Raw genomic sequence first — 22,521 nt, 5'->3', positions numbered from 1 at the left:
ACGTCGATCAGGTCCGACCAGGAGGCCCCGTGTCTGTCCAACGACCCGACCCCGACCACGATGCGGCCGAACTCCGCGAGGCCACCGAACGACTGATCGAGACCGTCGCCGCCATGCCCCCCGCGTCCGTCGCCGAGCCGTCACGGCTGCCGGGCTGGACCCGCGGCCACGTGCTGGCCCACCTGGCGCGCAACGCCGACTCCCTGGTCAACCTGATGATCTGGGCCCGCACCGGCGAGGAGACCCCGCAGTACGAGAGCGGCGACCGCCGGGACAAGGACATCGAGGAGGGCGCGGGCCGCGCTCTCGCCGAGCACCTCGACGACCTGCGCATCTCCGCGGACCGGCTGGCCCTGGCCCTCGAGGAGCTCCCGCCGCGGAACTGGGCCGCACAGGTCGTCATGCGCTCCGGCCGCGTGATCGCGGCGGCGGAGATCCCGTACGTCCGGCTCATGGAGATCTACTTCCACCACGTCGACCTCGGCCTGGAGTACACCTGCGCGCACCTCCCCGAGGACTTCGCGACCCGGGAGCTCGGCGCCATCATCGACGACCTGTCGGGCCACGAGGGCGTCGCCGCCGTCCGCATCCACGACACCGGCAGCGGCGAGAAGTGGGTGATCGGCGCCGCCAACGAGCCCGAACTCACCGTCGGCGGGCCCCGGCACGCGCTGCTCGCCTGGGTCAGCGGCCGCTCCGGCGGCGAGGACCTGACCGCCCATCCGGACGTGCCGCTGCCCGTGCTGCCGCCACTAGGCTGACGTCATGACGTACAGCGGCGAGGTCACGGTCGGGGGCGCGCCCGACGTGCACGAACTCAAGGACCTCATCATCACCAAGGTCGCGGTCGGCCCCATGAACAACAACGCGTATGTGCTGCGCTGCCGCGCCACCGACGAGCAGTTGCTCGTCGACGCGGCCAACGACGCGCACACGCTCCTGGAGGTCGCCGGCAACGACGGTCTCGCGTCCGTCGTCACCACGCACCGGCACGCCGACCACTGGCAGGCGCTGCAGGCCGTGGTCGACGGGACCGGCGCCCGCACCTACGCGGGCCGCCACGACGCCGAGGGGATCCCCGTCCCCACCGACGTGCCCGTCGAGGACGGCGACCGGATCCAGGTCGGCCGGGTCGAGCTCACCGCTCGGCACCTGGTCGGTCACACACCCGGCAGCATCGTCCTGATCTACGACGACCCCCACGGGCACCCGCACATCTTCACCGGGGACTGCCTCTTCCCGGGCGGCGTGGGCAACACGCACAGCAACCCGGACCACTTCACGAGCCTCTTCGAGGGGGTCAAGGCCAAGCTCTTCGACCGCCTCCCGGACGAGACCTGGGTCTACCCCGGCCACGGCAAGGACACCACGCTCGGCGACGAGCGCCCGCACCTCGACGAATGGCGCGAACGGGGCTGGTAGCGGCCCCACGGCGGCGCCCACCGCGGCGCCGCCACCCCCGCGCACGTGGGTCGTTGGACCCACGTGCGCACCTCCCCCTCCATGGCCCGGATCGCCGCCGCGTCGGCGGCCGGGACCGCGATCGAGTTCTACGACTTCTTCGCCTACGGCACCGCGGCCGCCCTCGTCCTCGGACCGCTGTTCTTCCCCGACGCCTCGGCGCTCGCCGGCACCCTGGCCGCGTTCGGCACCTTCGCGGTGGGCTTCGTCGCCCGCCCGCTCGGCTCGGTCCTCTTCGGCCACATCGGCGACCGCGTCGGACGCCGGCCCGTACTGGTCGGCTCCCTGCTGCTGACCGGGCTGGCGACCACCGCCGTCGGCTGCGTCCCCGGATACGCCGCGATCGGCCCGGCCGCGCCCGTTCTGCTGGTGGCCCTGCGCTTCCTGCAGGGGCTGGGGCTGGGCGGCGAGTGGGGCGGCGCCGTGCTGCTCGTCGCGGAGCACGCGCCGGGGCGGCGGCGCGGGCTGTGGACGAGCCTGCCGCAGACCGGTCCCGCGGTGGGCTTCCTGCTGGCGAACGGGATCGTGCTCGCCCTGTCCGCGGGGCTGAGCGACGCCGCCTTCCGCTCCTGGGGCTGGCGGGTGCCGTTCTGGGTGGCGGGCGCGCTCGCGCTGGCCGGCCTGGCGCTGCGGGCCACCCTGCCGGAGACCCCCGCGTTCGCGGCGGCCGCGGGGCGCGGGGACCTGGCCCGGGTGCCCGTCTCGGAGCTGCTGCGCGAGCACGGGCGCCTGGTGCTGCTCACGGCGGGCGCCATGGCGTGCGGCTACGCCGTCTTCTACACGGTGACCACCTGGTCGCTGGCGTACACCACCGAGCACCTCGGCATGGACCGCACGGTCGTGCTGGGTTGCGTCCTGGTGGCCGTCCTGCTCAAGGGGGCGCTCACGCCGCCGGCGGGGCTGCTGGGCGACCGCTTCGGGCGGCGGCGGATGGCGCTGGTGGGTACCGCCGCGATGGGCGTGGTGGTCTTCCCGTACGCCGGACTGCTCGCGAGCGGCGAGCCGGTGGCGATCGCCGTGGGGTCCGCCGCGGAGCTGATCGCCTTCATCACGGTCTTCGCCGTGGTGGGCGCGTACCTCCCGGAGCTGTACGCGCCCCGGGTGCGCTGCACCGGAGCCGCACTGGGCTACAACCTCGGCGGTGTCCTGGGCGGCGCCCTGACCCCGCTCGTGGCGACCCGGCTGGTGGCGGGCACCGGCAGCCCGTGGCCGGTGGCGGTCTACGTCGCGGCCGTGGCGCTGATCAGCCTCGGGTGCTTCGCGGCGCTGCCGGAGACGCGGGGTGCGGCCGCGGCGGACACGACGGCGGGGTGCGCGGCGGACCGCCGCGCACCCCGCCCGGGCTGAGGAGCCGGGGTCAGGCGTCGATGTGCTCCTCGTCGCGCTTCTCCGCGGCCGCCTGCTTCCTCGACGCCATGAGGCTGGTCACCGTGGTGACGGCGAGGACCACGACGATGAAGCCCAGGGAGAACGGGATGCTGATCTCCGGGACGTGGACCCCCAACTCGTGCAGGGCGTGGAGCACGAGCTTCACGCCGATGAAGCCGAGGATGATCGACAGCCCGTAGGAGAGGTGGACCAGCTTCTTCAGCAGACCGCCGATGAGGAAGTACAGCTGCCGCAGGCCCATCAGGGCGAAGGCGTTGGCGGTGAAGACGATGTACGGGTCCTGGGTCAGGCCGAAGATCGCCGGGATGGAGTCCAGCGCGAACAGGACGTCGGTGGTGCCGATCGCCAGCATGACCACGAGCATCGGGGTCATGATCCGCTTGCCGTTCTGCTGGATGAACAGCTTGGTGCCGTGGTAGCGGTCGGCGACGCCGAAGCGGCGTTCGGCGGCCTTCAGCAGCCTGTTCTCCTCGAACTCCTCGTCGTGCTCCTCGGCCCGGGCCTCCTGGACCAGCTTCCACGCGGTCCAGATGAGGAAGGCGCCGAAGATGAAGAAGACCCAGGAGAAGCTGGCGATGATGGCGGCGCCCGCGGCGATGAAGGCCGCTCGCAGGACCAGTGCGATGAGCACGCCGAAGAGCAGGACGCGCTGCTGGTACTGGGTCGGCACCGCGAACTTCGCCATGATCAGCACGAAGACGAAGAGGTTGTCGACGCTGAGCGACTTCTCGGTGATGTAGCCCGCGAAGAACTCGCCCGCGGGCTGCCCGCCGGCGAACAACAGCAGGCCGAGCCCGAAGAGGGCGGCCAGGACGATCCAGACGACCGTCCAGGCACCGGCTTCCTTGACCGACACGTCATGGGGTTTTCGCCCGATGAAGAAGTCGGCGGCGATCAGGGCGCACAGACCGGCGATGGTCAGCACCCAGAGGGTCAGGGATACATCCACGCGATGCCTCCGGCAGATGGGCTGGCAATTGTCAGCGTTGTCGCTGCCGGAGGTCTCTTCCACCCGGGCCCATGGGCCGGGGCCGGTGTCCCGGGGCCGTCAGGCCCGTGATGACGGGATGCACCGCAAGCAGGGAGTACTCCCCTCCGCGTAAAGAAGAGTACATGAAATCCCAAGGAAAGGTAAAGAGAGTAAAGTGATGGTCAATCAGGACGGCGGGCCGGAGCCCCACCGGACCGGCCGGACAGGTCAGTAACGGCCCGGGTCGTAGGTGCGGCGGGCGGCGGCCACCTGGCGCAGCACCTGGGACAGGACCGCGCTGCCGGGCGGGGCGAGCAGCGGTTCGTACGTCCAGGCGTGGCCGACCCAGGGGTCGGCGAGGTGATCGTCGGGCTGCGGGGTCAGACGCATCATCGAGCGCCACAGCGGGTCGAGGAGCGGACCGTACTCGCGGGCGTCCTCACGGGCGGCGACCAGGACCAGGTGGACACCGACCTGCGGTCCCTCGTCGGCGAGGTAGCGCAGCTGGTTGATCGTCCGGTCGTCGAAGCCGTACGGGAAGTCGTTGACGACCAGCACCTGGCGGGCCGGGTCGACGCCCGGGGGCACTTCGAAGGGCACGTCTGCTCGCAGCGCCATCTGCACCAGGTCGACCCGCTCGGTGAGCCGGGCGAGCAGCGCCGCCACACCGGCCGCGCCCGTGGCGGGCGGCTCACGCAGCGCGCCGGAGTCCGTGAACGGGGCCAGCGCCGTCGCGGCGGAGCCCGCGGGGTCGATGACGTGGACGGCGCACTCCCCCGCCGGGTGGGAGGCGAGCAGACGGGCGGCGAGCGCCACGGCCACGTCCACGGCGCGGCGGCGGTCCTGGGCGCTGTCCACCCACAGCCCGCGCTCCAGCGGCAGCCGTACCAGCAGGGGGATGCGCAGCTCCGGACGTTCGGGCAGGTGGAGGTCGCCGAGCCGGACCGCCATCGGCGGCTCGGCGGGGACGCGGTAGCCGTGCCAGACCGGGCTCTCCCAGCCCGCGTAGGGCGGCGGCAGGGCGGGCTCGACCACCTCGGCCTCGGCGGTCAGCTGGGCCAGGTCGCGGTCGAGCACGGCACGGGCCCGGTCCACCAGCTCCTCCTGGCGCGCCCGGGCCTGGTCGCGGGCGGCCTCGGCGGCGGGGCCGACGCGGGCGCGCGGGTCGGCGAGGAGCGTGTCCAGCTCCTGGCCGAGCCGTGACTCCGCGAAGTCGACGGCGCTGCGGTACGCCGCGATGGTGCGGGCCAGGTCCTCGAACATGCCCCAGACCTGGTTGTGGAGCCGTTCCTCCATGCTCCAGCCGGAGGCGTCGCCCGCGACGGGCGCCGGGTTCGGGCGCACCGTGCCGGCAGGGGAGCCGGTGGGAGGGACGGGGGGCGGTGGCGGCGTGGCGACCGGGGGCGGTGCGGTGGACGGCACGGCGGGTGCCGGGCGCACCGCGTCCGCCACGCGGGCGGCCACGGCGTCCGCCTCGGGGCGGCCCAGCCCCTGGTCGCGCAGCAGCTCGGCCAGCCCGCCCGCGTAGCCCTGGCCGAGCGCGCGTACCTTCCAGGCGCCCTGGCGGCGGTACAGCTCCAGGGCGACGATCGCCGCCTCGCTGCTCAGCCCGGTCACGGTGAAGCTCGCGACCGGCGCCCCGTCGGATCCGTGGACGGTCAGGTGGGGCGCGGGGCAGGCCCCGAAGCGGGTCGGCGCCCCCGCGACCGGCGGCAGCGCCAGCAGGACGTGGACGCGGTCCACCTCCGCCGGGACGGCCGCCAGGTCGGCGATGACGCGCTGTTCGGCGGCGAGACGCGCGGGCACCTCGATGCCGGGCAGCCGCGGCGCCCCCGGGTGGGCGACGGACCCGGGGCCGCTCACGCGCCCCTGCCCGTCGCCCAGAGAGACGCCGGCCACCACCGGCGTGCCGGCCGACACCCGGACCTCCAGCGTGGTGCCGGGTAGCGGATGGTTCTGCCCGTGGACCAGCTCGGTGGTCATGCCCGCGGCCCCCCTGTGCCCGATCAGAGCGCCGGCAGGATCGCCGGCATGAGGTCCTGGAAGGTGCGGCCGTTGGCCGGGGTGCCGATCGCGGTCATCGACCAGCCGGCATCACCACCGCGCTGCACCTTCGCCATGATCTGCGCGGTGTAGGCGCCACCGCCGGTCAGGGTGTAACGGGCCAGCTCCTGGCCGTTGCTCTCGTCGACCAGGCGGCAGAAGGCGTTCTGCACCTCCTGGAAGGACTGCCCGGTGAAGGAGTTGACCGTGAAGACGATCTGGTCGATGTGCACCGGCACGCGCTGCAGGTCGACCAGGATCGCCTCGTCGTCCCCGCCCTGCCCGGCGCCGCCGACCAGGTTGTCGCCGGTGTGCCGCACCGAGCCGTCGTCGCTGACGAGGTGCCGGAAGAACACCACGTCCACGGGCTGCTTGTCGGCGAAGAGGACCGCGGAGGCGTCGAGGTCGATCTCCCGGGTGCGGCTGCCGAAGAGCCCACGGCGCGGGGCGGCCTGCCAGCCGAGCCCCATGCGGACCGACGAAAGCGTCCCCCCGTCCGACTTCTGCAGGCTGATCTTCTGACCCTTGGTCATGTTGACCGTCACGCGCTGTCCCCTCTCAACCGTTTTGCCGACGTGCGGTTGCTCCGCACCCTATGGGTAGACGCCCGGGTAGGGCACCGTGGTTCGGCAAGAGATTCGACAGCGGCAACGGTCAGGCCACGCCCGCCTCCCTCATCTGCCGCAGCTCCTTCTTCAACTCGCCCACCTCGTCGCGCAGCCGGGCGGCGACCTCGAACTGCAGATCCGCGGCGGCGGTGTGCATCTGGTCGGTCAGTTCGCCGATGAGCTCGGCCAGTTCGGCGGCGGGCAGGCTCTTGGCGGCCCGCTTCTCCCCCGCCTTCGCCGACAGGCCCGGCACCGGTGCCTTGCCGCGCGAGCGCTGGCGGCCCGAGCCCAGCAGCTCCTCGGTGTCGGCGTCCTCGCGGGCGAAGGAGTCAAGGATGCCGGCGATCTTCTTCCGCAGCGGCTGCGGGTCGATGCCCCGCTCCTCGTTGTAGGCGATCTGCTTGGCCCGGCGCCGGTTGGTCTCCTCGATGGCCTTCTCCATCGCCGGGGTGATCTTGTCGGCGTACATGTGGACCTGGCCGGAGACGTTGCGCGCCGCGCGGCCGATGGTCTGGATCAGGGAGGTGCCGGAGCGCAGGAAGCCCTCCTTGTCGGCGTCGAGGATGGCCACCAGCGACACCTCGGGCAGGTCCAGGCCCTCGCGGAGCAGGTTGATGCCGACCAGCACGTCGAACTCGCCGGCCCGCAGTTCGCGCAGCAGCTCCACGCGGCGCAGGGTGTCGATGTCGCTGTGCAGGTACCGCACCTGGATGCCGAGTTCCAGCATGTAGTCGGTGAGGTCCTCGGACATCTTCTTGGTGAGCGTGGTGACCAGGACGCGCTCGTCGCGCTCGGCGCGCAGCCGGATCTCGTGGACGAGGTCGTCGATCTGCCCCTTGGTGGGCTTGACGATCACCTCGGGGTCGACCAGGCCGGTCGGGCGGATGATCTGCTCGACGACACCGTCGCCCCGGGAGAGCTCGTACTTGCCGGGGGTGGCCGACAGGTAGACCGTCTGACCGACCCGCTCCAGGAACTCCTCCCACTTGAGCGGGCGGTTGTCGAGGGCGGAGGGCAGCCGGAAGCCGTGGTCGACCAGGGTGCGCTTGCGGGAGGCGTCGCCCTCGTACATGGCGCCGATCTGGGGCACGGTGACGTGCGACTCGTCGATGACGAGGACGAAGTCCTCGGGGAAGTAGTCGATGAGGGTGGACGGGGCGGAGCCCGCCTCGCGGCCGTCGATGTGCCGCGAGTAGTTCTCGATGCCGGAGCAGGTGCCGATCTGCCGCATCATCTCGATGTCGTAGGTGGTGCGCATCCGCAGCCGCTGGGCCTCCAGCAGCTTGCCCTGCTTCTCCATGACCGCGAGCTGCTCGCCGACCTCCTTCTCGATGCCGGCGATGGCGCGCTCCATGCGCTCCGGTCCGGCCACGTAGTGGGTGGCGGGGAAGACGTAGAGCTGCTGGTCGTCGGTGATGATCTCGCCGGTGAGCGGGTGCAGCGTGTAGAGCGCCTCGATCTCGTCGCCGAACATCTCGATGCGGACGGCGAGCTCCTCGTAGACCGGGAAGATCTCGATGGTGTCGCCGCGCACCCGGAAGGTGCCCCGGGTGAACGCCACGTCGTTGCGCGCGTACTGGATGTCGACGAACTTGCGCAGCAGGGCGTCCCGGTCGATCTCCTCGCCGACCTTGAGCCGGACCATGCGGTCGACGTACTCCTGGGGCGTGCCGAGGCCGTAGATGCAGGACACCGAGGCGACCACGATCACGTCGCGGCGGGTCAGCAGCGAGTTGGTGGTGGAGTGGCGCAGCCGCTCGACCTCCTCGTTGATCGAGGAGTCCTTCTCGATGTAGGTGTCCGTCTGCGGGACGTACGCCTCGGGCTGGTAGTAGTCGTAGTACGAGACGAAGTACTCGACCGCGTTGTTGGGCAGCAGCTCGCGGAACTCGTTCGCCAGCTGGGCGGCCAGGGTCTTGTTGGGCGCCATGACCAGGGTCGGGCGCTGCAGCCGTTCGATCATCCAGGCGGTGGTCGCCGACTTTCCGGTACCCGTCGCGCCGAGCAGGACGACATCGTTCTCGCCCGCGCGGATGCGCCGCTCGAGGTCGTCGATGGCGGCCGGCTGGTCGCCGCTGGGCTGGTAGGGGCTGACGACCTCGAAGGGCGCCACACTGCGTTCGATGTCTGATACGGGCCGCATGGGTCAACGGTACGACCCCCCACCGACAACCGGCTCCGACCTGCCCGGATCAGGGCAGGAGGCGGGGCCGGCGCCCCGCTGCGAGGTTCTCCACCCTCGAAGGCCCTGACCCGCCGCATCAGGTCGATCAGGGGGACGCTGAGCACGAGCGCGACCCCGTGTCACGGCCCGCGCGCTGACGATCCGCACCAGCCGGGCCGGCGGCGGGATCCGCCCTGCCGGCCCGGCGCACGGCCGGAAGCGCAGCAGGAGCAGGACGAAGCCGGCCGACCACAGCGCCTGGGCGAGGGGGAGCCCGTTGAGGTCGTACGAGCCGGCCACGCGGTGGGACGAGGTCCAGGACCGGCACCAGGCCGGCCGGGGCGCGGTCGAGCAGCCCGTCGCGGTGGGCGAAGCCGAGCAGCCGGCAGGTCAGGAAACTGCTGCGCCGGCTCGGCTTCACCGCCGTGGAGCGCGGGCCCGGCGGCGAGAGGGCCATCGCCGCGCCGAGGGAGGGGAATGCCAGGCTCAGCCAGGCCCAGCCGAACGTGTGAAATGTCACGACGCGGACGAGCGCCGGGGCGCGCGCAGGAGGTCCAGGCAGCGGTCGCGGCCGCCGCACGGGCGGCGGGGGCGCCCGGCGCGGCGGGCGGAGGTCCCGGGCCGCGGCAGCGGCAGGGAGGAGGTGTCGGACGCGGTCATCGGGCGGCTTCCGCGGACGCCTGCGGGGAGCCGACCTCGCCGGTGCGCTCGAGCTTCTGCCAGCGCAGCCGGCCTCCGGTCATGGCCGTGACGCAGGAGTGGATCAGGACGAGGTACATCAACTGCCGGTAGACGATCTGCTGCAGCGGCAGCATCAGCAGATGGCGGTACCGCTCGCGGTCCAGGCGGAAGGCGTACGCCGCGCAGAGGAGCTGGACGGACATCAGCGCGGCCCAGGCGAGGAGCGACTTGGCGGGGTCGACGAAGACGGCGCCGTAGACGGTCAGGAGGTCGATCAACGGCGCGAAGAGGGGCGTGACGATCTGGAAGAGCACGACCAGCGGCATGCCGACGCGGCCGAAGCGTCCCGAGGGCCCGCGGTCCACCAGGGAGCGCCGGTGCTTCCACAGCGCCTGCATGGTGCCGTAGCTCCAGCGGTAGCGCTGCCGCCACAGCTGGCCGATGGTGCCCGGTGCCTCGGTCCAGGCGCGGGCGTGCTCGGCGTACACCACACGCCAGCCCGCGCGGTGCAGCGCGATGGTGACGTCGGTGTCCTCGGCGAGGGTGTCGCCGCTCATACCCCCGGCCTCGAGGAGCGCGGCGCGGCGGAAGCCGCCGACGGCACCCGGCACGGTGGGCATGCAGCCGAGCAGGTCGTACATGCGGCGGTCGAGGTTGAAGCCCATCACGTACTCGATGTGCTGCCAGGCGCCGATCACCGTGGCCCGGTTGCCGACCTTGGCGTTGCCCGCGACGGCACCGACCCTTGGGTCGGCGAAGGGCTGGACGAGCCGGTGCACGGTGCCGGGCTCGAAGACCGTGTCGCCGTCCATCATCACGACGAGTGCGTGACGGGCGTGCTCCAGGCCGCGGTTGAGCGCGGCGGGCTTGCCCGCGTTCTCCTGGCGCACGACGCGCACCCGCGGCAGGCGCATCGCCTCGACGATGCCCGCGGTGCCGTCGGTCGAGCCGTCGTCCACGACGATGATCTCCACCGGGTGGGTGCTCGCCGCGAGTGAACCGACCGTGTTGGCGATGCACTCCTTCTCGTTGTAGGCGGGCACGATGACGCTGACCGGTTCGGTGACCGCCGGCCCCCAGCTGAAGCGGCGGCGGCCGCGGATCCTGGCGTGCCGGCGGGCGAGGACGAGCATCAGGGCGAAGCGGGCCAGGACGGCGACGCCGACCACGACGAGCAGCCAGAACAGGACGGGCATGGTGAACTCGGCCAGGGCCACGACGCCGATGAGGGCGCGTCCCTGCCACAACTCGGCTCCGCTCGCCCGGTGGTTGGCGGTCGTGGCGCCCAGGCTCGCGGTCAGCGTGGTGAAGGTGTAGCCCTTCGCCTTCATGGCGTCGATGTACGTGCCGAGCGCCTCCACGGTCTGGGAGCGGTCGCCCCCGGCGTCGTGGAAGAGCACGGAGGCGCCCTTCCCGTTCCCCGGGGTGGCGCCGCGGACGATGTGTGCGACGCCGGGGCGCCGCCAGTCCTCGCTGTCGGTGTCGACGAAGGCGCTGATGTAGCCCTTGGTGCCGAGGTAGCGGTAGACGGGCCACATGGTGTCGTCGACGGCGTCGGGCTCGGAGGAGTACGGCGCACGGAAGAGCGAGGTCGTGATGCCCGCGGCACCGGCGAGCGCCAGTTGGGTCTGGGCGAGTTCGCGGTCGATCCTGGCCCTGTCCTGGTACGCCAGGTCGACGTGGGAGAAGGTGTGGACGCCGATCTCGCCGCCGGAGTCGACCATGTCGCGGATGAGCGCGGGGTACCGGGCGGCCATCTGGCCCACGACGAAGAAGGTGCCCGGCACGTCGTGTTCGCGCAGTACGGCGAGCACCTTCGCGGTCCACCGGGGATCGGGGCCGTCGTCGAAGGTGAGCGCGATCGTCCGGGGCGGCAGGGTGTGGCTGACGGGCTCGCCGTCGGCGCCGAAGGTCAGCACGGGGCCGCCCTCGAGGACGGAGGCGGGCACCCGGTCCGAACTCCCGGACTCGTGGACGCGGCTGTCGCTGCCGATCTCCGAGTGCAGGTAGCCGTCCAGCAGCATCACGCACACCAGCGCGAACAGTCCCAGCACGGCCATGACGACGCGAGGTCTGGGCACGGCCTGCCGGCCGGCCGACGCCACCTTGGTGATCGCACCGGGTGCCGCGTGCCGGGCCGTCCGCGCCATGGCCGCTCAGTCGTCCCAGCCGTCACCGGACACGGGATCGCCGCCGGCGTCGCCCGGAGGGAACGCGGGGGTGTCCGGCCCGGGTGTCGCGGGGACGGAGGCGGACGGCGAGGCGGAGGCCGCCGGGGTGCGCGGGGGCGTGGGCCTCGGGGAGGCGCTCGCCGTCGGGGTGGCACCGGTCCTGCCGGGAGCGGTGGTGGCGGTCGCGGAGGCCGTCGCGCGGCCCCCGGTTGCGGAGGGGGTCACCTCGGCGGCCGCGACGACGGTGGGTGCGGCGGCTGGGCGGGCCGCCGGCGCGGGGGCGTGAGCGGCGCCCGGGGCGCCCGCGGCGTGTTTGTGGGCACCCCCGGTCCGTCCACGCGCCCCGGCCTGCGCCGAAGCGCCCCCGGGGACGTCGGCACCCGGAATAAGGGTCTGGGGCGCGAAAGGGGTGCCTCCCGCCAAAGCCACGCCCAGCAGCACGGCATATCCCGCGCAGGCGACGCCGACGACCAGTCCGACGCGCCGGATAATGCGCGCCCGGCGGCCCGACGCGTCGACGAACACGGGCCCTTCCTCCGTGGACCGCCCACGGGGACACGCCCGCCGGGAGAGGGAATGCATGGGCGGAATGCTAGCAGTAATTCCCCTCACCGAATTCCCTGGATTCACTCCGGAATTAATCCCACGAATGAACCGCGACCACCTTTCGATAATTCCCGGAAAACGGGATCCGCAATTCCCGGGGCAGATAGTCTCTCCGTCATGAAGAGCCGCACGGCACAGCTGATCACCGGGCTCGTGGCGGTCGCCGTCGCCGCCACGACCGCCTCCCTCCTCACCGGCCGGGAGCCCGCCGGCCCCCCGGCGACCCGCGCGCCCCAGGGGAGGGAACCGGTGGCCGAGGTGGCCTTCACCCCGTACGTGGACGCCTCGCGCTCCACCGCCTACGACATGGCGGACGCGGCCCGCACCACCGGGGCCGACGGCTTCACCCTCGGGTTCGTCACCGCGCGCGGTGGCTGCGCCCCGACCTGGGACGGGCGCGAGGGCATCGCCCACGGCGACCTGGCGGACCGGATCGCCGCGTTGCGCGCCACCGGCCGCGACGTGCGGGTCTCGTTCGGCGGCGCCGACGGCACGGAGCTGGCGGGAGCCTGCGGCGACGTGGACGGACTCGGCTCCGCCTACGCCGATGTGATCGGCCGTTACCGGCTGACCGGGCTCGACTTCGACGTCGAGGGCGACGACCTGGCGGACTCGGCCGCCAACACCCGCCGGGCGCGTGCCGTCGCCCGCCTCCAGAGGGAGGCGGAGCGCGAGGGCCGGACGCTGTCGGTCTCCTTCACGCTGCCGGCGATGCCGTCGGGGCTGACCTCCGAGGCCTCGGCGCTGCTCGCGGACGCCCGGCGCCAAGGGGTGCGCGTCGACGGCGTCAACATCATGGCGATGGACTACGGGGAGTCGTACACCGGCGACATGGGCCGGTACGCGATCCAGGCGGCCACCTCGGCGCACCGGCAGCTCAAGGCGCTGCTGGGCCTGCCGGACGCGGCGGCCTGGCGGACCCTCACGGTGACGCCGATGATCGGGGTGAACGACATCGAGGGCGAGGTCTTCACCCTGGGGGACGCGGCGCAACTGGCCGCCTTCGCCCGCGACAAGGGGCTGGGCGGCCTGTCGATGTGGTCGGCCGACCGGGACAGGGCCTGCGAGGACGCCCCCGGGAGGACGGCCCCGACCCGGTGCAGCGGGGTCGGCCAGCCGTCACTGGCGTTCGCGCGGGCCCTCGCGGAAGCGTGAGGCGCGGGCGGCCTGCGAGGCGCGGTCCGCCCGCCAGGAGCGCCGGCCGCGGGCGGGCGCGGGCTCCGGTACGAAGTCGCCGACGGGCGGGGCAGCGCCACGACGACACCGGAGAGGCAGAGGAAGACGGCCGGGCCGATCAGCACGGGGGCCAGGGACGCGACCGGTCCCGCCCCGGCCGACCCCTCGCGGGCGGCGCTGTGCAGGTGGACCGTCAGCGCGGACATGCGCGGGCCCGCCCGGAGCGGCATCCTCACGACGGCCTCATCGCGCGGACACCCGTACGTCATCTCGTTCCGGGCAGTGCCGTGATCCGCTCCAGCGGCCCGTACGGACCCTCGGCCAGGGCGCTGCGCAGGGCGGCGACGACCTCGGCGGGGCTGCGGGTGAGCGCGGCGGGCGCGACCCGCAGCACACGCAGTCCCAGCGACTCCAGCCGGCCGCGCCCCGTGCCCGGGCCGAGGTCCAGGACGAGGCCGTCGCGCACCCAGTAGGCGTCGGGCGAGCCCAGGAAGGCGCCGTCGAACTCGAGCGTGGGACGCCACAGCGGTTGCCGCAGCCCCGACCGGGCCACCAGGGCGCGGGCCATCGGCTCGGCGGAGATCGCGCGCTGGCCGGAGTCCATGGCGTCCAGCAGGGCCGCCACGGCGGGGCGCCGGGCGAGCACCGCGCCACCCAGTTCGGCGGCGAGCGCGGCGGCGGGCACGCCGAGCGCTGTGACCAGCTCGCGGACCACCTCCAGGGCCCACTCGGGGTCGATGGACTCCCGTACGCCGTCGGCCGCCGCCCGGACGGCCGGCGCCACGGGCACTCCGTCCACGGTGTCGGGCACGGGGAGCCCGCGGCCGTGGTGGACCCGCACCCAGGTGTGGGTGCGGATGCGCCGCTCGCTCGGGACGAGCACGTCCACCACCGGGAGCCCGCACGGCGGCGCGGCGACGGCGACGCCGTGCAGGGCGAGCCCCGCCACACCGGTGATCATGGCCGGGACCTGCGGATACCCGGCGAAGGCCAGCGCCGCCCTGGACCGCTGTGCGGCGGTGAGCGGACCGGGCTGGAGAACGACCACCCTGGGCAGCGGCCGCTGCCACCGGCCGCCGGGGCGGCACCATTCGCGCAGCCTGCTCTGCGGTACGCCCACCGCGGCGAGCTGGGCGACGGTGGCGACCCGGTCCTGTTCGCGGGCGAGCCGGCGGACGGCGTGGGTGAATTCGTTTCGCGTCATGCGCGCCCCATCCCCTCTCGTAACCGATCAACTACCGCTTGTGACACACCTGTCGAGAACGGCCACCCTCCCGGGTGGCGGGGCGTGCGGCCGGTTGCCGTCACCGTCCGGGGAGGTCACAGGACCCGGGCCGGCACCGGCTGTCGGTGCCCCGTCCTAGGGTGGGAACCGTGACGCAACCCCAGACCCCTGCCACCGAGGTCGCCTGGACGGTGCTGGAGGCACCGATCGGGCCGCTGCTGCTCGCCGCGACCGGGCAGGGCCTTGTCCACGTGGCCTTCCGGACCGGGGCGGAGGAGGCCCCCGCCGTGCTGGAGCGGATCTGCTCCCGCCTGGGCGCCGTAGCCGCGCACCGGCCCGGGCCCGCGAGCGCCGCGGGGGCCCGGCTGGACGAGGCGATACCGCAGGTGGAGGCGTACTTCGCCGGGACGCGGCACACCTTCGACCTCGACTTCGACTGGTCGCTGACGACCGGCTTCAACCGCCGTGTGCTGCGCGAACTGGCGACCGGTGTCCCGTTCGGCAGCGTGGTCGGCTACCAGGATCTGGCGAACCGGGTCGGCGAGCCGGGCGCGGCCCGGGCCGTGGGGACGGCCATGGGCTCCAACCCGCTGCCCGTCGTCGTCCCGTGCCACCGGGTCCTGGAGAGCGACGGCGGCATCGGCGGCTTCGGTGGAGGTCTGCGCATGCTCGACATCAAGCGCTCGCTGCTGGCCTTGGAGGGCGTCCTTCCGGAGCCGCTGTTCTGACGTGCCGCCGACATCGCCGTGTGCGGCACCCGTCACGACGGCGGGTGTCTCCGGCGGTGCCGGTGAGGGGTGGAGAGTGGGGCGGAGAGAGGGGCGGAGAAATGGACGAATCGGCTTTCGGCATCACCGAGGGCGCACCGGACTCACCGGTGCTCCTCCATGTGCCGCACAGTGCCCGCGCCCTGCCCGGGCACGTCCGCGAGCTCATCCTCCTGGACGACGACGCGCTGACGGCCGAACTCGACCACATGACGGACGCGTACACCGACCTGATCGCCGTACGCGCCGCCGCGCGGACCGGGGCCTGGCAGTTCACCAACCTCCTGTCGCGGCTGGTGGTCGACCCCGAGCGGTTCCCGGACGAGCGGGAGGAGATGCGCGCCGTCGGCATGGGCGCCGTCTACACCCGTACCTCGCACGGGGCCCCGCTGCGCGAGGACGACCCCCGCCACGAACGGGATCTGCTGGACGCGTACTTCGAGCCGTATGCGGCCGCCATGACGGCTGCCGTCCAGGACCGGCTGGCGGCCACCGGGCGGGCGGTCGTCATCGACGTGCACTCCTACCCCGGTGCGCCGCTGCCCTACGAGCTGCACGGCGGCGGCCCCCGCCCCGCGGTCTGCCTGGGCACCGACGCCTTCCACACCCCGGCCTGGCTGCTGGACGCGGCCCGCGAGGCCTTCGCGCCGTGCGGCGAGGTCGGTCTCGACTCGCCGTTCGCCGGCACCTATGTGCCGTTGAAGCACTACGGCGAGGTCCGCGAGGTGTCGGCGCTGATGGTCGAGATCCGCCGGGACGGATACATGACGGAGCCCGGTGGTGCCCCCGGCGAGGGAGTGGACCGGCTCGGTGACGCCCTGGCCGCCCTCGTCGCCGCCGTCGGCGCGGGTGACGGCACCGACTGAGGGCGAGGGAGCCTCCGGGCTCAGCCGATGCGGAAGCCGGTGAACTCCACCAGGCCGCGGTCGCCCGTGCCGCCGTTGCCCGCGGTCATGAAGAGCCCCACGTCCTGCGTCCGGGCCGCGGCCGGGACGGTCACGGTCGCGACCTTCCGCCATGTCGTCCCGTCGTCGGTGCTGCACTCCCCCGTGTACGCGCGGCCCCGGCGGTGCAGCCTCAGCAGCACCGGGGCCCGCACTCCGGCGAGCCGCCGGTAGCGGTTGAGCAGGCCGCCGCCGTCGGAGTCGTACGACAGCGTCACCCCGTGCCCGGGGCTCACCGCCAGGTTCAGGAAGCCCGGGGCGGCCGGATCGTCGAGGTCGTCACGGACGACGATGCCCGCCCGCGCCCATGCGGCGGTCTTCGCCTGGCTGTCGACCCGGGTGGTGACCGTCCCGCCGTCCCGCAGCGCGCCGCGCCGCAGCAGCGCCGCGAACTCGGCGGTGCCCTTCCACAGGTCGCGCCCGGCGCCGTCGATGGCGAAGCGGTCGCCGAGCTGCCCGAAGACGGCGCCGATGCCGTTGACGGTGCGGTACTCGCGGTCCGGCGGGCTCGCGACGTACAGGTCCCCCGCGGCGACCGCGGGCACCCGCGCGCCGCCCGGCACCGGCTCGTACGCGGCCCGCGCCTCGTATCGCAGCGGCGACAGCGGCCGCTCGGGACGAGCCTCGGGCGCGGTGACGTGCCAGGTGGCACGGCCGGTGCCGCCGGCCGCCACGCGCGGCAGCGACAGCGCCCCGCGAGGTGCGGCCCGCACCCCGTCCGCGGTAAGGGAGAAGCCGACCGTGCCCGTGGGGGCGAGCCCGTTGGTGTTGGTGAACTCGGCCGTCACCAGGGCCCGGCCGCCCGGTGCCAGCGTCGCCGGCTGCGCGGTCACGGCCAGCGTGCCCTGGTAGGGGGCCGCGGCGAGGGCCTCGTAGGCCCGCCGGGCGAGCGTGTGCGCGTCGCCGGTGGGCCGGGTGGGGTAGCTCCCGGCGCGCTTCGTCCAGGGCTCCTCGGCGCGGTACCAGTCGGCCTCCCGCGGTGTGCGGCGGGTTCCGAGGGCCGCCGCGCAGTCGTCCAGGAAGGTCCGCCAGCGCGGCAGGTAGAAGTCCGCGACCAGGCCGTTCCAGTCCCGGTTGGCGTACTCGTGCAGTGACACCGAGGTCGCGCGCCCGCCCCAGGTGGTGGCCAGCACCCGGGCGGTGCGCTCGAGTTCGGCGCGCTGCACGGCCGCCCCGCCCCAGGCCCGGGCCTCCGCGAGCCAGGGGCCGAGCAGGAACGCCCGGTGACCGCCCGCGACCTCGTCGGCCAGCCGCATCAGCCGCAGCCACAACTCGGACAGCTGGCGGAAGACCGCCGCGTCGCCACGCTCGAACGCGGCGCGCAGTTGCGGCAGGAGCTGCCGGCTGCGGTTGGCGACGGCCTGCCGGGCGACATCGATCAGGTCGTAGCGATAGGCGTCGTGTCGGCGTGCCCCGGCGGACACGGCCAGCAGTGCGGCGAACGCCGTGTCGAAGGCGGCGGGATCGTAGGTGAGGGCGTTCGGCGCGTACACGCTGGCGGAGTCGGCGGTGAGCGAGGGGCGGGCGGTGAACAGGCTGTCGTGGGCGTCGGCGCGCTCCAGCGCGTCGTGCCGGTACGCGGTGCGGCGCAGCGCCTGCCAGGCGACGCGGGCCTGGCCGTCCGCGGTGCCGTAGCGGGTCCGCGCGTAGGTGTCGAACCAGGTCGGCAGGTCCACCCGCCGCTCGTGCCAGGGCAGTTCGCAGAACAGCTCGAAGGCGGCCGGGTCGCGTTCGGCGGCCTCCGGCAGGTAGCAGGTGCCGGACAGGGCGCTGCCGGGCTTGTCCCGCCAGCTGAAGAAGCGGTCCGCCCACACATGGGTCTTGGCGCCGATCGTCGTCCGGCCGCCGAAGTTGGGGATGGAGCCGAAGGCGTACGGGGTGCCCGCCCAGTCCCGCTCGCGGTCGGTGACCGAGGCGTAGCGGTCGGAGACGCCGTCCACGACGAGCATCCGCTCCTTGTCGACGGCTCCCAGCAGATCGGCCCGCGGGTTCTTCTCCCAGCCGAGGATCACCCAGGTCGCACGGGGGTGCGCCGCGCTCAGCGCCGCCTGGACGCCCCGGGCGGCCGCGGGCACGGGCACGTCGCCCGCGGTGCCGCCCTCGTGGAGCAGGTCCATCTTGAAGTACCCGGCCTCGCCGAACAGCTTCTTCTGGTGGCGGTAGAAGGATGCGGCCACGGCGGCGAAGGCGCCGCTGCGCGGGTCGAGCCAGCCCGGGCGGGCGAAACCGTGCCAGGTGCCCTGCGGGACGACGCGCGCCCCCGCGTTGCGCCCGGCGAAGCCGTCCGGGACGGTGCCGAAGTAGCCCGGCAGCACAGGGGCCATGCCCAGTTCCCTCAGCCGCGCGGTGATCCTGCGGCCCAGCGCGGCGCGGGCGTCGACGATGCCCGGGGTCAGCGGGCCGCCGTACCCGGACAGGTTCTGCAGCAGCCACCACGGCTGGTGGGACGGGGCCGGCAACCAGGCCAGGGCCTCCCGGTCGGAGTAGCCGAACTCGCGCAGCACACGCCGGTACACGGCCTCGGCGCCGGCCACCACCAGCACCTCGTTGCAGCCGTGCAGTGCCAGGACGTCGATGAAGCGCTCCCAGCGCGACCAGTCGGCGTAGGGGGCGGTGTAGCCGTCGTTGGTGTCGTTGAGGACGAAGCGGTGCGGCACGGTGGCACGCCGGGCGATGCCGTCCGGGGGCGGGGCGGGAAGCGTCGCGGGCAGGGCGTCCAGGCTGTCACCCACCCAGGAGACGCCCACGCCGCACACGTGCTTGAGGTACCAGCGCACGCCGCACAGCAGTGTGGCCGGCGACGTCCCGGCCACCTCGACGCGGCCCCGCGCGCCCGTGATCCGGAAGCGGTCGGACCGTTCGCCGTCCTTGCCTCCGTTCCCCCGGCCCAGCGCCACCAGCCGGAACTTCCCCGCGTGCCGCGGCAGCAGCCGGCCCAGCGCGGCCTGCGCGGGAGCCGTGTCAAAGGAGGCGGCCATGGTCGCGCCCGCCGCCCCCGTGGGGAACACCGCGCCCGCCGCGGTCGCGGCGGCGGAACCCAGCAGCATCCGCCTGGTCACTCGAGTCACGGCCGGCTCCCGACAGTTGAGGCTGCGTCAGAACGCGTGCCCCGGAACCGTAACGGGAGTGACGATGCGGATCAATGTGACGCGAGGGGTGTTCGCCGTAAAACCGGGCGAACTCCCCGGCCTGGCTCACGCCGGGCCGGGGAAGCGGGCCGCCTGCAGGTAGTCGGGCTTGGGGTCGAGCGCCGCCGCCAGCCGGAAGTGCCGCAGCGCCTCGGCGGACCGGCCGGAACGCTCCAGGGTGCGGCCGAGGGCGAAGTGCGCGTACGCGTTGTCCGGCTCGCGCTCCAGGACGACCTGGAACTCCAGCTCGGCGGGCCGCAGCTGCGCCGACAGGAAGAAGGCCCGTGCGCGCAGCAGCCGCGCGGCCGTGTTCTCCGGGTGGGCGGCGATGACCGAGTCCAGCAGCTTTACCGCCCCGCGGGCGTCGCGGGCCGCCAGCAGATGCTCCGCCGCACGGAAGTCGATGACGTGGTTCTCGGGGCTCTGCTCGGGCACAGCCGCCTCCTTCCCCGGGCACTCAACAGCTCACAACTACCCAACATCAGCATCCGCATATGCATTCCCCTGGGGAACAGCGGGACTCAGGCCTCCTCGTCCACCGGGCGCCGTTCCGCCGGCACCGCGGGCCCCGGCCGGTCCTTCGGTGCCTCCAGGGCCGCCGGCGCCGCGCCGTCGACTTCGGCGACGGGCCGCGCGGGCCCCGCGACCGCAGCCGGGCCGGGGGCCGGGCCGGGGGCGGGGGCGGGGGCGGGGGCGGGGGCGGGGGCGGGGGCGGGGGCGGGGGCCGGTTCGGCGGCCGGGCGTTCGCTCCCGGCCGCGCGCTCGAAGAAGCGCAGCATCTCCACCGGGAACGGCATGACCAGCGTCGAGTTCTTCTCCGCGGCCACCTCCACGACCGTCTGCAGCAGGCGAAGCTGCATCGCGGCCGGGGTGGCGTCCATCGCGGACGCCGCCTGCGCGAGCTTCTCCGAGGCCTGCAGCTCGCCGTCCGCGGTGATGATGCGCGCCCGGCGCTCACGGTCGGCCTCGGCCTGCCGCGCCATCGACCGCTTCATCGACTCCGGCAGGGCCACGTCCTTGATCTCCACTCGGTCGATGTGGATGCCCCACTCGACGGCCGGCGTGGCCAGCATCAGCTCCAGGCCCTCGTTCATGGCCTCGCGCCCCGACAGCAAATCGTCCAGCTCGCTCTTGCCGATCACCGAGCGCAGCGAGGTCTGGGCCACCTGCACCATCGCGAACTGGTAGTTCTGCACGTCCACCGTGGCCTTGATCGGGTCGATGACCCGGAAGTACAGCACGGCGTCCACCCGCACCGAGACGTTGTCCCGGGTGATGCCCTCCTGCGAGGGCACCGGCATGGTCACCACCTGCATGTTGACCTTGGTCATCCGGTCCACCAAGGGCACCAGCAGACGCGGCCCGGGCTGCTTGGCCTGCGACCGCACCCGTCCGAGGCGGTAGACCACACCCCGCTCGTACTGCCTGATCACCCGGAGACTGCTCTTGAGACCCAGCCCCAGCACCACGACGGCGATCCCGATCGCGGCCGACACGGCTTCCATCCCCATCCCCCTCCTGTCCACGGCACAGTGACGCCACTGCCCCCATGGACGTCCGCCGAGAGGGTTCCGGATCAGCTCTTGACGATCTTTTGACGCAACTGCTCCCACACCTGCCGGACCTGGGGCTCCAGCGCCTCCAGCGGCCCGTCGTTGTCGATCACGACGTCGGCGACCGCCAGCCGCTGCTCCCGGGTGGCCTGCACCGCCATCCGGGCCCGGGCGTCCTCCTCGGCCATCCCGCGCAGCCGCACCAGCCGGTCCAACTGGGTCGCCGGGGCGGCGTCCACCACCACGACCACGTCGTACAGCGGCGCCAGACCGTTCTCCGCCAGCAGCGGCACGTCGTGCACGACGACGGCGTCCGGGCCCGCGGCCCGCTCCAGCTCGGCCGAACGGTCCCGGACCAGGGGGTGGACGATCGCGTTCAGCGCGCGCAGCCGCTCGGGGTCGGAGAAGACGATCGCGCCCAGCTTCGGCCGGTCCAGGGATCCGTCGGCGGCCAGCACCCCCGCGCCGAACTCCGCGGCCACCGACGCCAGCCCGGGTGTGCCGGGCTCCACCACTTCGCGCGCGATCCGGTCGGCGTCGACCAGCACCGCCCCGTACGAGGCCAGCAGCCGCGACACCGCGCTCTTGCCCGCCCCGATCCCGCCCGTCAGCCCCACTTTGACCATGGCGCGAGACTACCGGTGCCCCCGCACACCCACGAGCCCGGTCAGGCGCCGTCGTCCTCGCGGTCGGCCAGGAAACGCTCGAACTCAGCCGCCAGGTCGTCCGCCGACGGCAGTTCGACCGGCTCGGCGATCAGGTTCTGCCGGCTGCTGCCCCCCGCCATCGCGTCGTACTGGTTCTCCAGGCCCTGCACCACCGCGACCAGCTCCACGTCACCGTCGGCGACCTGCCGGTCGATCTCGGCGCGCACCGTGTGCGCCTCCATCCGCAGCGCGTGCGCCACCTGCGGCAGCACCAGCCCGGTGGCGGCCGTCAGCGCCTCCACCACGGCCAGCGCCGAATCCGGGTAGCCCGAACGCGCCAGGTAATGCGGTACATGCGCGGCCACGCCCAGTACGTCACGGCCCGCCTCGGCCAGCCGGTACTCGATCAGCGACTCGGCGCTGCCGGGCACCTGCGCCTCGTCGAACCAGGTGCGATGGCCCGGCACCAGGTCCAGCCGGTTGCCGTGCGGCGTCAGCCCCACCGGCCGGGTGTGCGGCACGCCCATGGGGATGCCGTGGAAGTTCAACGCCAGCCGAACGCCCAGGCGCTCCACGATCTGCACCACCGCCGCGGCGAACCGCTCCCACTCGATGTCCGGCTCGTGACCCGACAGCAGCAGGAACGGCGAGCCCGTGCTGTCACGGACCAGCCGCAGCGCGATCTCCGGCGCCTCGTACCCCGTCCAGCGGTCCCGCTTGAAGGTCATCAGCGGACGGCGCGCCCGGTAGTCCACCAGGCGGTCCGCGTCGAAACGCGCCACCAGCCGGTGCTCCTGCCGTTCCAGCAGTTCCTCGACGACCTGCGCCCCGGTCTCACCGGCGTCGATGTACCCCTCGAAGTGGTACAGCAGCACGGGCCCGGTCTCACCGAACGCCTCGTCGACCGCCTCTGCCCCGCCCGGCTCGTATGTGTACAGCCCCTGCGGATCCAGCACTGCGCACCCTTCCCTCGGTCTACGTCAACTCA

The 22,521-nt window shown here is 73.4% G+C and carries 19 protein-coding genes; 7 read left to right on the top strand and 12 right to left on the bottom strand.

All coding sequences use genetic code 11. The features are described from left to right. The first annotated feature begins 29 nt into the window (after nucleotides 1-29). From OIE69_RS29555 to OIE69_RS29545, 3 genes are all read left to right on the top strand, one after another. Complete coding sequence (locus OIE69_RS29555; protein WP_326576948.1) at nucleotides 30-761, top strand: maleylpyruvate isomerase family mycothiol-dependent enzyme; 732 nt, start codon at nucleotides 30-32, stop codon at nucleotides 759-761. A gap of 4 nt (nucleotides 762-765) precedes the next feature. Continuing rightward, nucleotides 766-1,422, top strand: a complete 657-nt coding sequence (locus OIE69_RS29550; protein ID WP_326576947.1) for an MBL fold metallo-hydrolase — start codon at nucleotides 766-768, stop codon at nucleotides 1,420-1,422. 81 nt (nucleotides 1,423-1,503) lie between these two features. Continuing rightward, complete coding sequence (locus tag OIE69_RS29545) at nucleotides 1,504-2,808, top strand: MFS transporter (RefSeq protein ID WP_326581447.1); 1,305 nt, start codon at nucleotides 1,504-1,506, stop codon at nucleotides 2,806-2,808. Between the two features lie 10 nt (nucleotides 2,809-2,818). Here the strand turns inward: OIE69_RS29545 and OIE69_RS29540 are convergent, their stop codons facing one another. From OIE69_RS29540 to OIE69_RS29515, 6 genes are all read right to left on the bottom strand, one after another. Beyond that, the gene (locus tag OIE69_RS29540) at nucleotides 2,819-3,799 is read right to left on the bottom strand and encodes a TerC/Alx family metal homeostasis membrane protein (protein WP_326576946.1); all 981 of its coding nucleotides are present in this window, start codon (nucleotides 3,797-3,799) and stop codon (nucleotides 2,819-2,821) included. 249 nt (nucleotides 3,800-4,048) lie between these two features. After that, entirely contained in the window at nucleotides 4,049-5,803 is a 1,755-nt protein-coding gene (locus OIE69_RS29535) for a TerD family protein (protein WP_326576945.1), read from the bottom strand. Nucleotides 5,804-5,826: 23 nt separating this feature from the next. Next, on the bottom strand, nucleotides 5,827-6,408 hold the full coding sequence (locus OIE69_RS29530; protein WP_089222002.1) for a TerD family protein: 582 nt from the start codon (nucleotides 6,406-6,408) through the stop codon (nucleotides 5,827-5,829). Nucleotides 6,409-6,517: 109 nt separating this feature from the next. Next, nucleotides 6,518-8,614, bottom strand: a complete 2,097-nt coding sequence (gene uvrB, locus OIE69_RS29525; protein ID WP_326576944.1) for an excinuclease ABC subunit UvrB — start codon at nucleotides 8,612-8,614, stop codon at nucleotides 6,518-6,520. Between the two features lie 537 nt (nucleotides 8,615-9,151). Continuing rightward, nucleotides 9,152-9,295, bottom strand: a complete 144-nt coding sequence (locus OIE69_RS29520; protein ID WP_326576943.1) for a hypothetical protein — start codon at nucleotides 9,293-9,295, stop codon at nucleotides 9,152-9,154. After that, complete coding sequence (locus OIE69_RS29515; RefSeq protein WP_326576942.1) at nucleotides 9,292-11,466, bottom strand: bifunctional polysaccharide deacetylase/glycosyltransferase family 2 protein; 2,175 nt, start codon at nucleotides 11,464-11,466, stop codon at nucleotides 9,292-9,294. The genes OIE69_RS29520 and OIE69_RS29515 overlap by 4 nt, the downstream gene beginning before the upstream one ends. Before the next feature lie 70 nt (nucleotides 11,467-11,536). Between OIE69_RS29515 and OIE69_RS29510 the strand changes: the two genes are divergently transcribed. Both OIE69_RS29510 and OIE69_RS29505 read left to right on the top strand, forming a co-directional pair. Next, nucleotides 11,537-11,773 (top strand): hypothetical protein, encoded by a 237-nt coding sequence (locus tag OIE69_RS29510; protein WP_326576941.1) that lies wholly within the window; start codon nucleotides 11,537-11,539, stop codon nucleotides 11,771-11,773. 437 nt (nucleotides 11,774-12,210) lie between these two features. Continuing rightward, nucleotides 12,211-13,248 (top strand): chitinase, encoded by a 1,038-nt coding sequence (locus OIE69_RS29505; protein ID WP_326576940.1) that lies wholly within the window; start codon nucleotides 12,211-12,213, stop codon nucleotides 13,246-13,248. 286 nt (nucleotides 13,249-13,534) lie between these two features. Here OIE69_RS29505 and OIE69_RS29500 read toward each other — a convergent pair whose 3' ends face one another. Continuing rightward, complete coding sequence (locus OIE69_RS29500; protein WP_326576939.1) at nucleotides 13,535-14,473, bottom strand: hypothetical protein; 939 nt, start codon at nucleotides 14,471-14,473, stop codon at nucleotides 13,535-13,537. Between the two features lie 170 nt (nucleotides 14,474-14,643). Between OIE69_RS29500 and OIE69_RS29495 the strand changes: the two genes are divergently transcribed. After that, nucleotides 14,644-15,222 carry a methylated-DNA--[protein]-cysteine S-methyltransferase gene (locus OIE69_RS29495; protein WP_326576938.1) on the top strand — a complete coding sequence of 193 codons (579 nt, stop codon included), beginning with the start codon at nucleotides 14,644-14,646 and terminating at the stop codon, nucleotides 15,220-15,222. A 101-nt stretch (nucleotides 15,223-15,323) separates the two neighbouring features. Continuing rightward, nucleotides 15,324-16,127: an N-formylglutamate amidohydrolase gene (locus tag OIE69_RS29490; RefSeq protein ID WP_326576937.1), complete on the top strand. Its 804-nt coding sequence runs from the start codon at nucleotides 15,324-15,326 to the stop codon at nucleotides 16,125-16,127. Nucleotides 16,128-16,147: 20 nt separating this feature from the next. On the opposite strand, the gene OIE69_RS29485 is transcribed toward OIE69_RS29490, so the two are convergent. The 5 genes from OIE69_RS29485 to OIE69_RS29465 all read right to left on the bottom strand — a co-directional run bounded on the left by OIE69_RS29485 (nucleotide 16,148) and on the right by OIE69_RS29465 (nucleotide 22,489). Beyond that, nucleotides 16,148-19,252: an alpha-N-acetylglucosaminidase gene (locus OIE69_RS29485; RefSeq protein WP_326581446.1), complete on the bottom strand. Its 3,105-nt coding sequence runs from the start codon at nucleotides 19,250-19,252 to the stop codon at nucleotides 16,148-16,150. Between the two features lie 147 nt (nucleotides 19,253-19,399). Continuing rightward, on the bottom strand, nucleotides 19,400-19,768 hold the full coding sequence (locus OIE69_RS29480) for a tetratricopeptide repeat protein (protein WP_326576936.1): 369 nt from the start codon (nucleotides 19,766-19,768) through the stop codon (nucleotides 19,400-19,402). Between the two features lie 86 nt (nucleotides 19,769-19,854). Next, nucleotides 19,855-20,838 (bottom strand): slipin family protein, encoded by a 984-nt coding sequence (locus OIE69_RS29475; RefSeq protein WP_392567582.1) that lies wholly within the window; start codon nucleotides 20,836-20,838, stop codon nucleotides 19,855-19,857. Between the two features lie 71 nt (nucleotides 20,839-20,909). After that, nucleotides 20,910-21,512 carry a dephospho-CoA kinase gene (gene coaE, locus OIE69_RS29470; protein ID WP_326576934.1) on the bottom strand — a complete coding sequence of 201 codons (603 nt, stop codon included), beginning with the start codon at nucleotides 21,510-21,512 and terminating at the stop codon, nucleotides 20,910-20,912. Nucleotides 21,513-21,553: 41 nt separating this feature from the next. Then, nucleotides 21,554-22,489 carry a PAC2 family protein gene (locus tag OIE69_RS29465; RefSeq protein WP_326576933.1) on the bottom strand — a complete coding sequence of 312 codons (936 nt, stop codon included), beginning with the start codon at nucleotides 22,487-22,489 and terminating at the stop codon, nucleotides 21,554-21,556. Nucleotides 22,490-22,521: the final 32 nt, after the last annotated feature.

Origin of the sequence: Actinacidiphila glaucinigra, from assembly GCF_035918135.1 — a bacterium.
Taxonomy (GTDB): Bacteria; Actinomycetota; Actinomycetes; order Streptomycetales; family Streptomycetaceae; genus Actinacidiphila; species Actinacidiphila glaucinigra.
The sequence above is the reverse complement of the archived record's forward strand: the minus strand, read 5'-3'. Positions and strand labels throughout refer to the sequence as shown.

Coding starts and splice junctions, on each gene's coding strand:
- OIE69_RS29515 (WP_326576942.1), bottom strand. CDS start 11,466: ATGGCGCGGACGGCCCGGCACGCGGCACCCGGTGCGATCACCAAGGTG.
- OIE69_RS29475 (WP_392567582.1), bottom strand. CDS start 20,838: ATGGAAGCCGTGTCGGCCGCGATCGGGATCGCCGTCGTGGTGCTGGGG.
- uvrB (WP_326576944.1), bottom strand. CDS start 8,614: ATGCGGCCCGTATCAGACATCGAACGCAGTGTGGCGCCCTTCGAGGTC.
- OIE69_RS29485 (WP_326581446.1), bottom strand. CDS start 19,252: ATGCTGCTGGGTTCCGCCGCCGCGACCGCGGCGGGCGCGGTGTTCCCC.
- OIE69_RS29545 (WP_326581447.1), top strand. CDS start 1,504: ATGGCCCGGATCGCCGCCGCGTCGGCGGCCGGGACCGCGATCGAGTTC.
- OIE69_RS29490 (WP_326576937.1), top strand. CDS start 15,324: ATGGACGAATCGGCTTTCGGCATCACCGAGGGCGCACCGGACTCACCG.
- OIE69_RS29505 (WP_326576940.1), top strand. CDS start 12,211: ATGAAGAGCCGCACGGCACAGCTGATCACCGGGCTCGTGGCGGTCGCC.
- OIE69_RS29535 (WP_326576945.1), bottom strand. CDS start 5,803: ATGACCACCGAGCTGGTCCACGGGCAGAACCATCCGCTACCCGGCACC.
- OIE69_RS29500 (WP_326576939.1), bottom strand. CDS start 14,473: ATGACGCGAAACGAATTCACCCACGCCGTCCGCCGGCTCGCCCGCGAA.
- OIE69_RS29520 (WP_326576943.1), bottom strand. CDS start 9,295: ATGACCGCGTCCGACACCTCCTCCCTGCCGCTGCCGCGGCCCGGGACC.
- OIE69_RS29550 (WP_326576947.1), top strand. CDS start 766: ATGACGTACAGCGGCGAGGTCACGGTCGGGGGCGCGCCCGACGTGCAC.
- coaE (WP_326576934.1), bottom strand. CDS start 21,512: ATGGTCAAAGTGGGGCTGACGGGCGGGATCGGGGCGGGCAAGAGCGCG.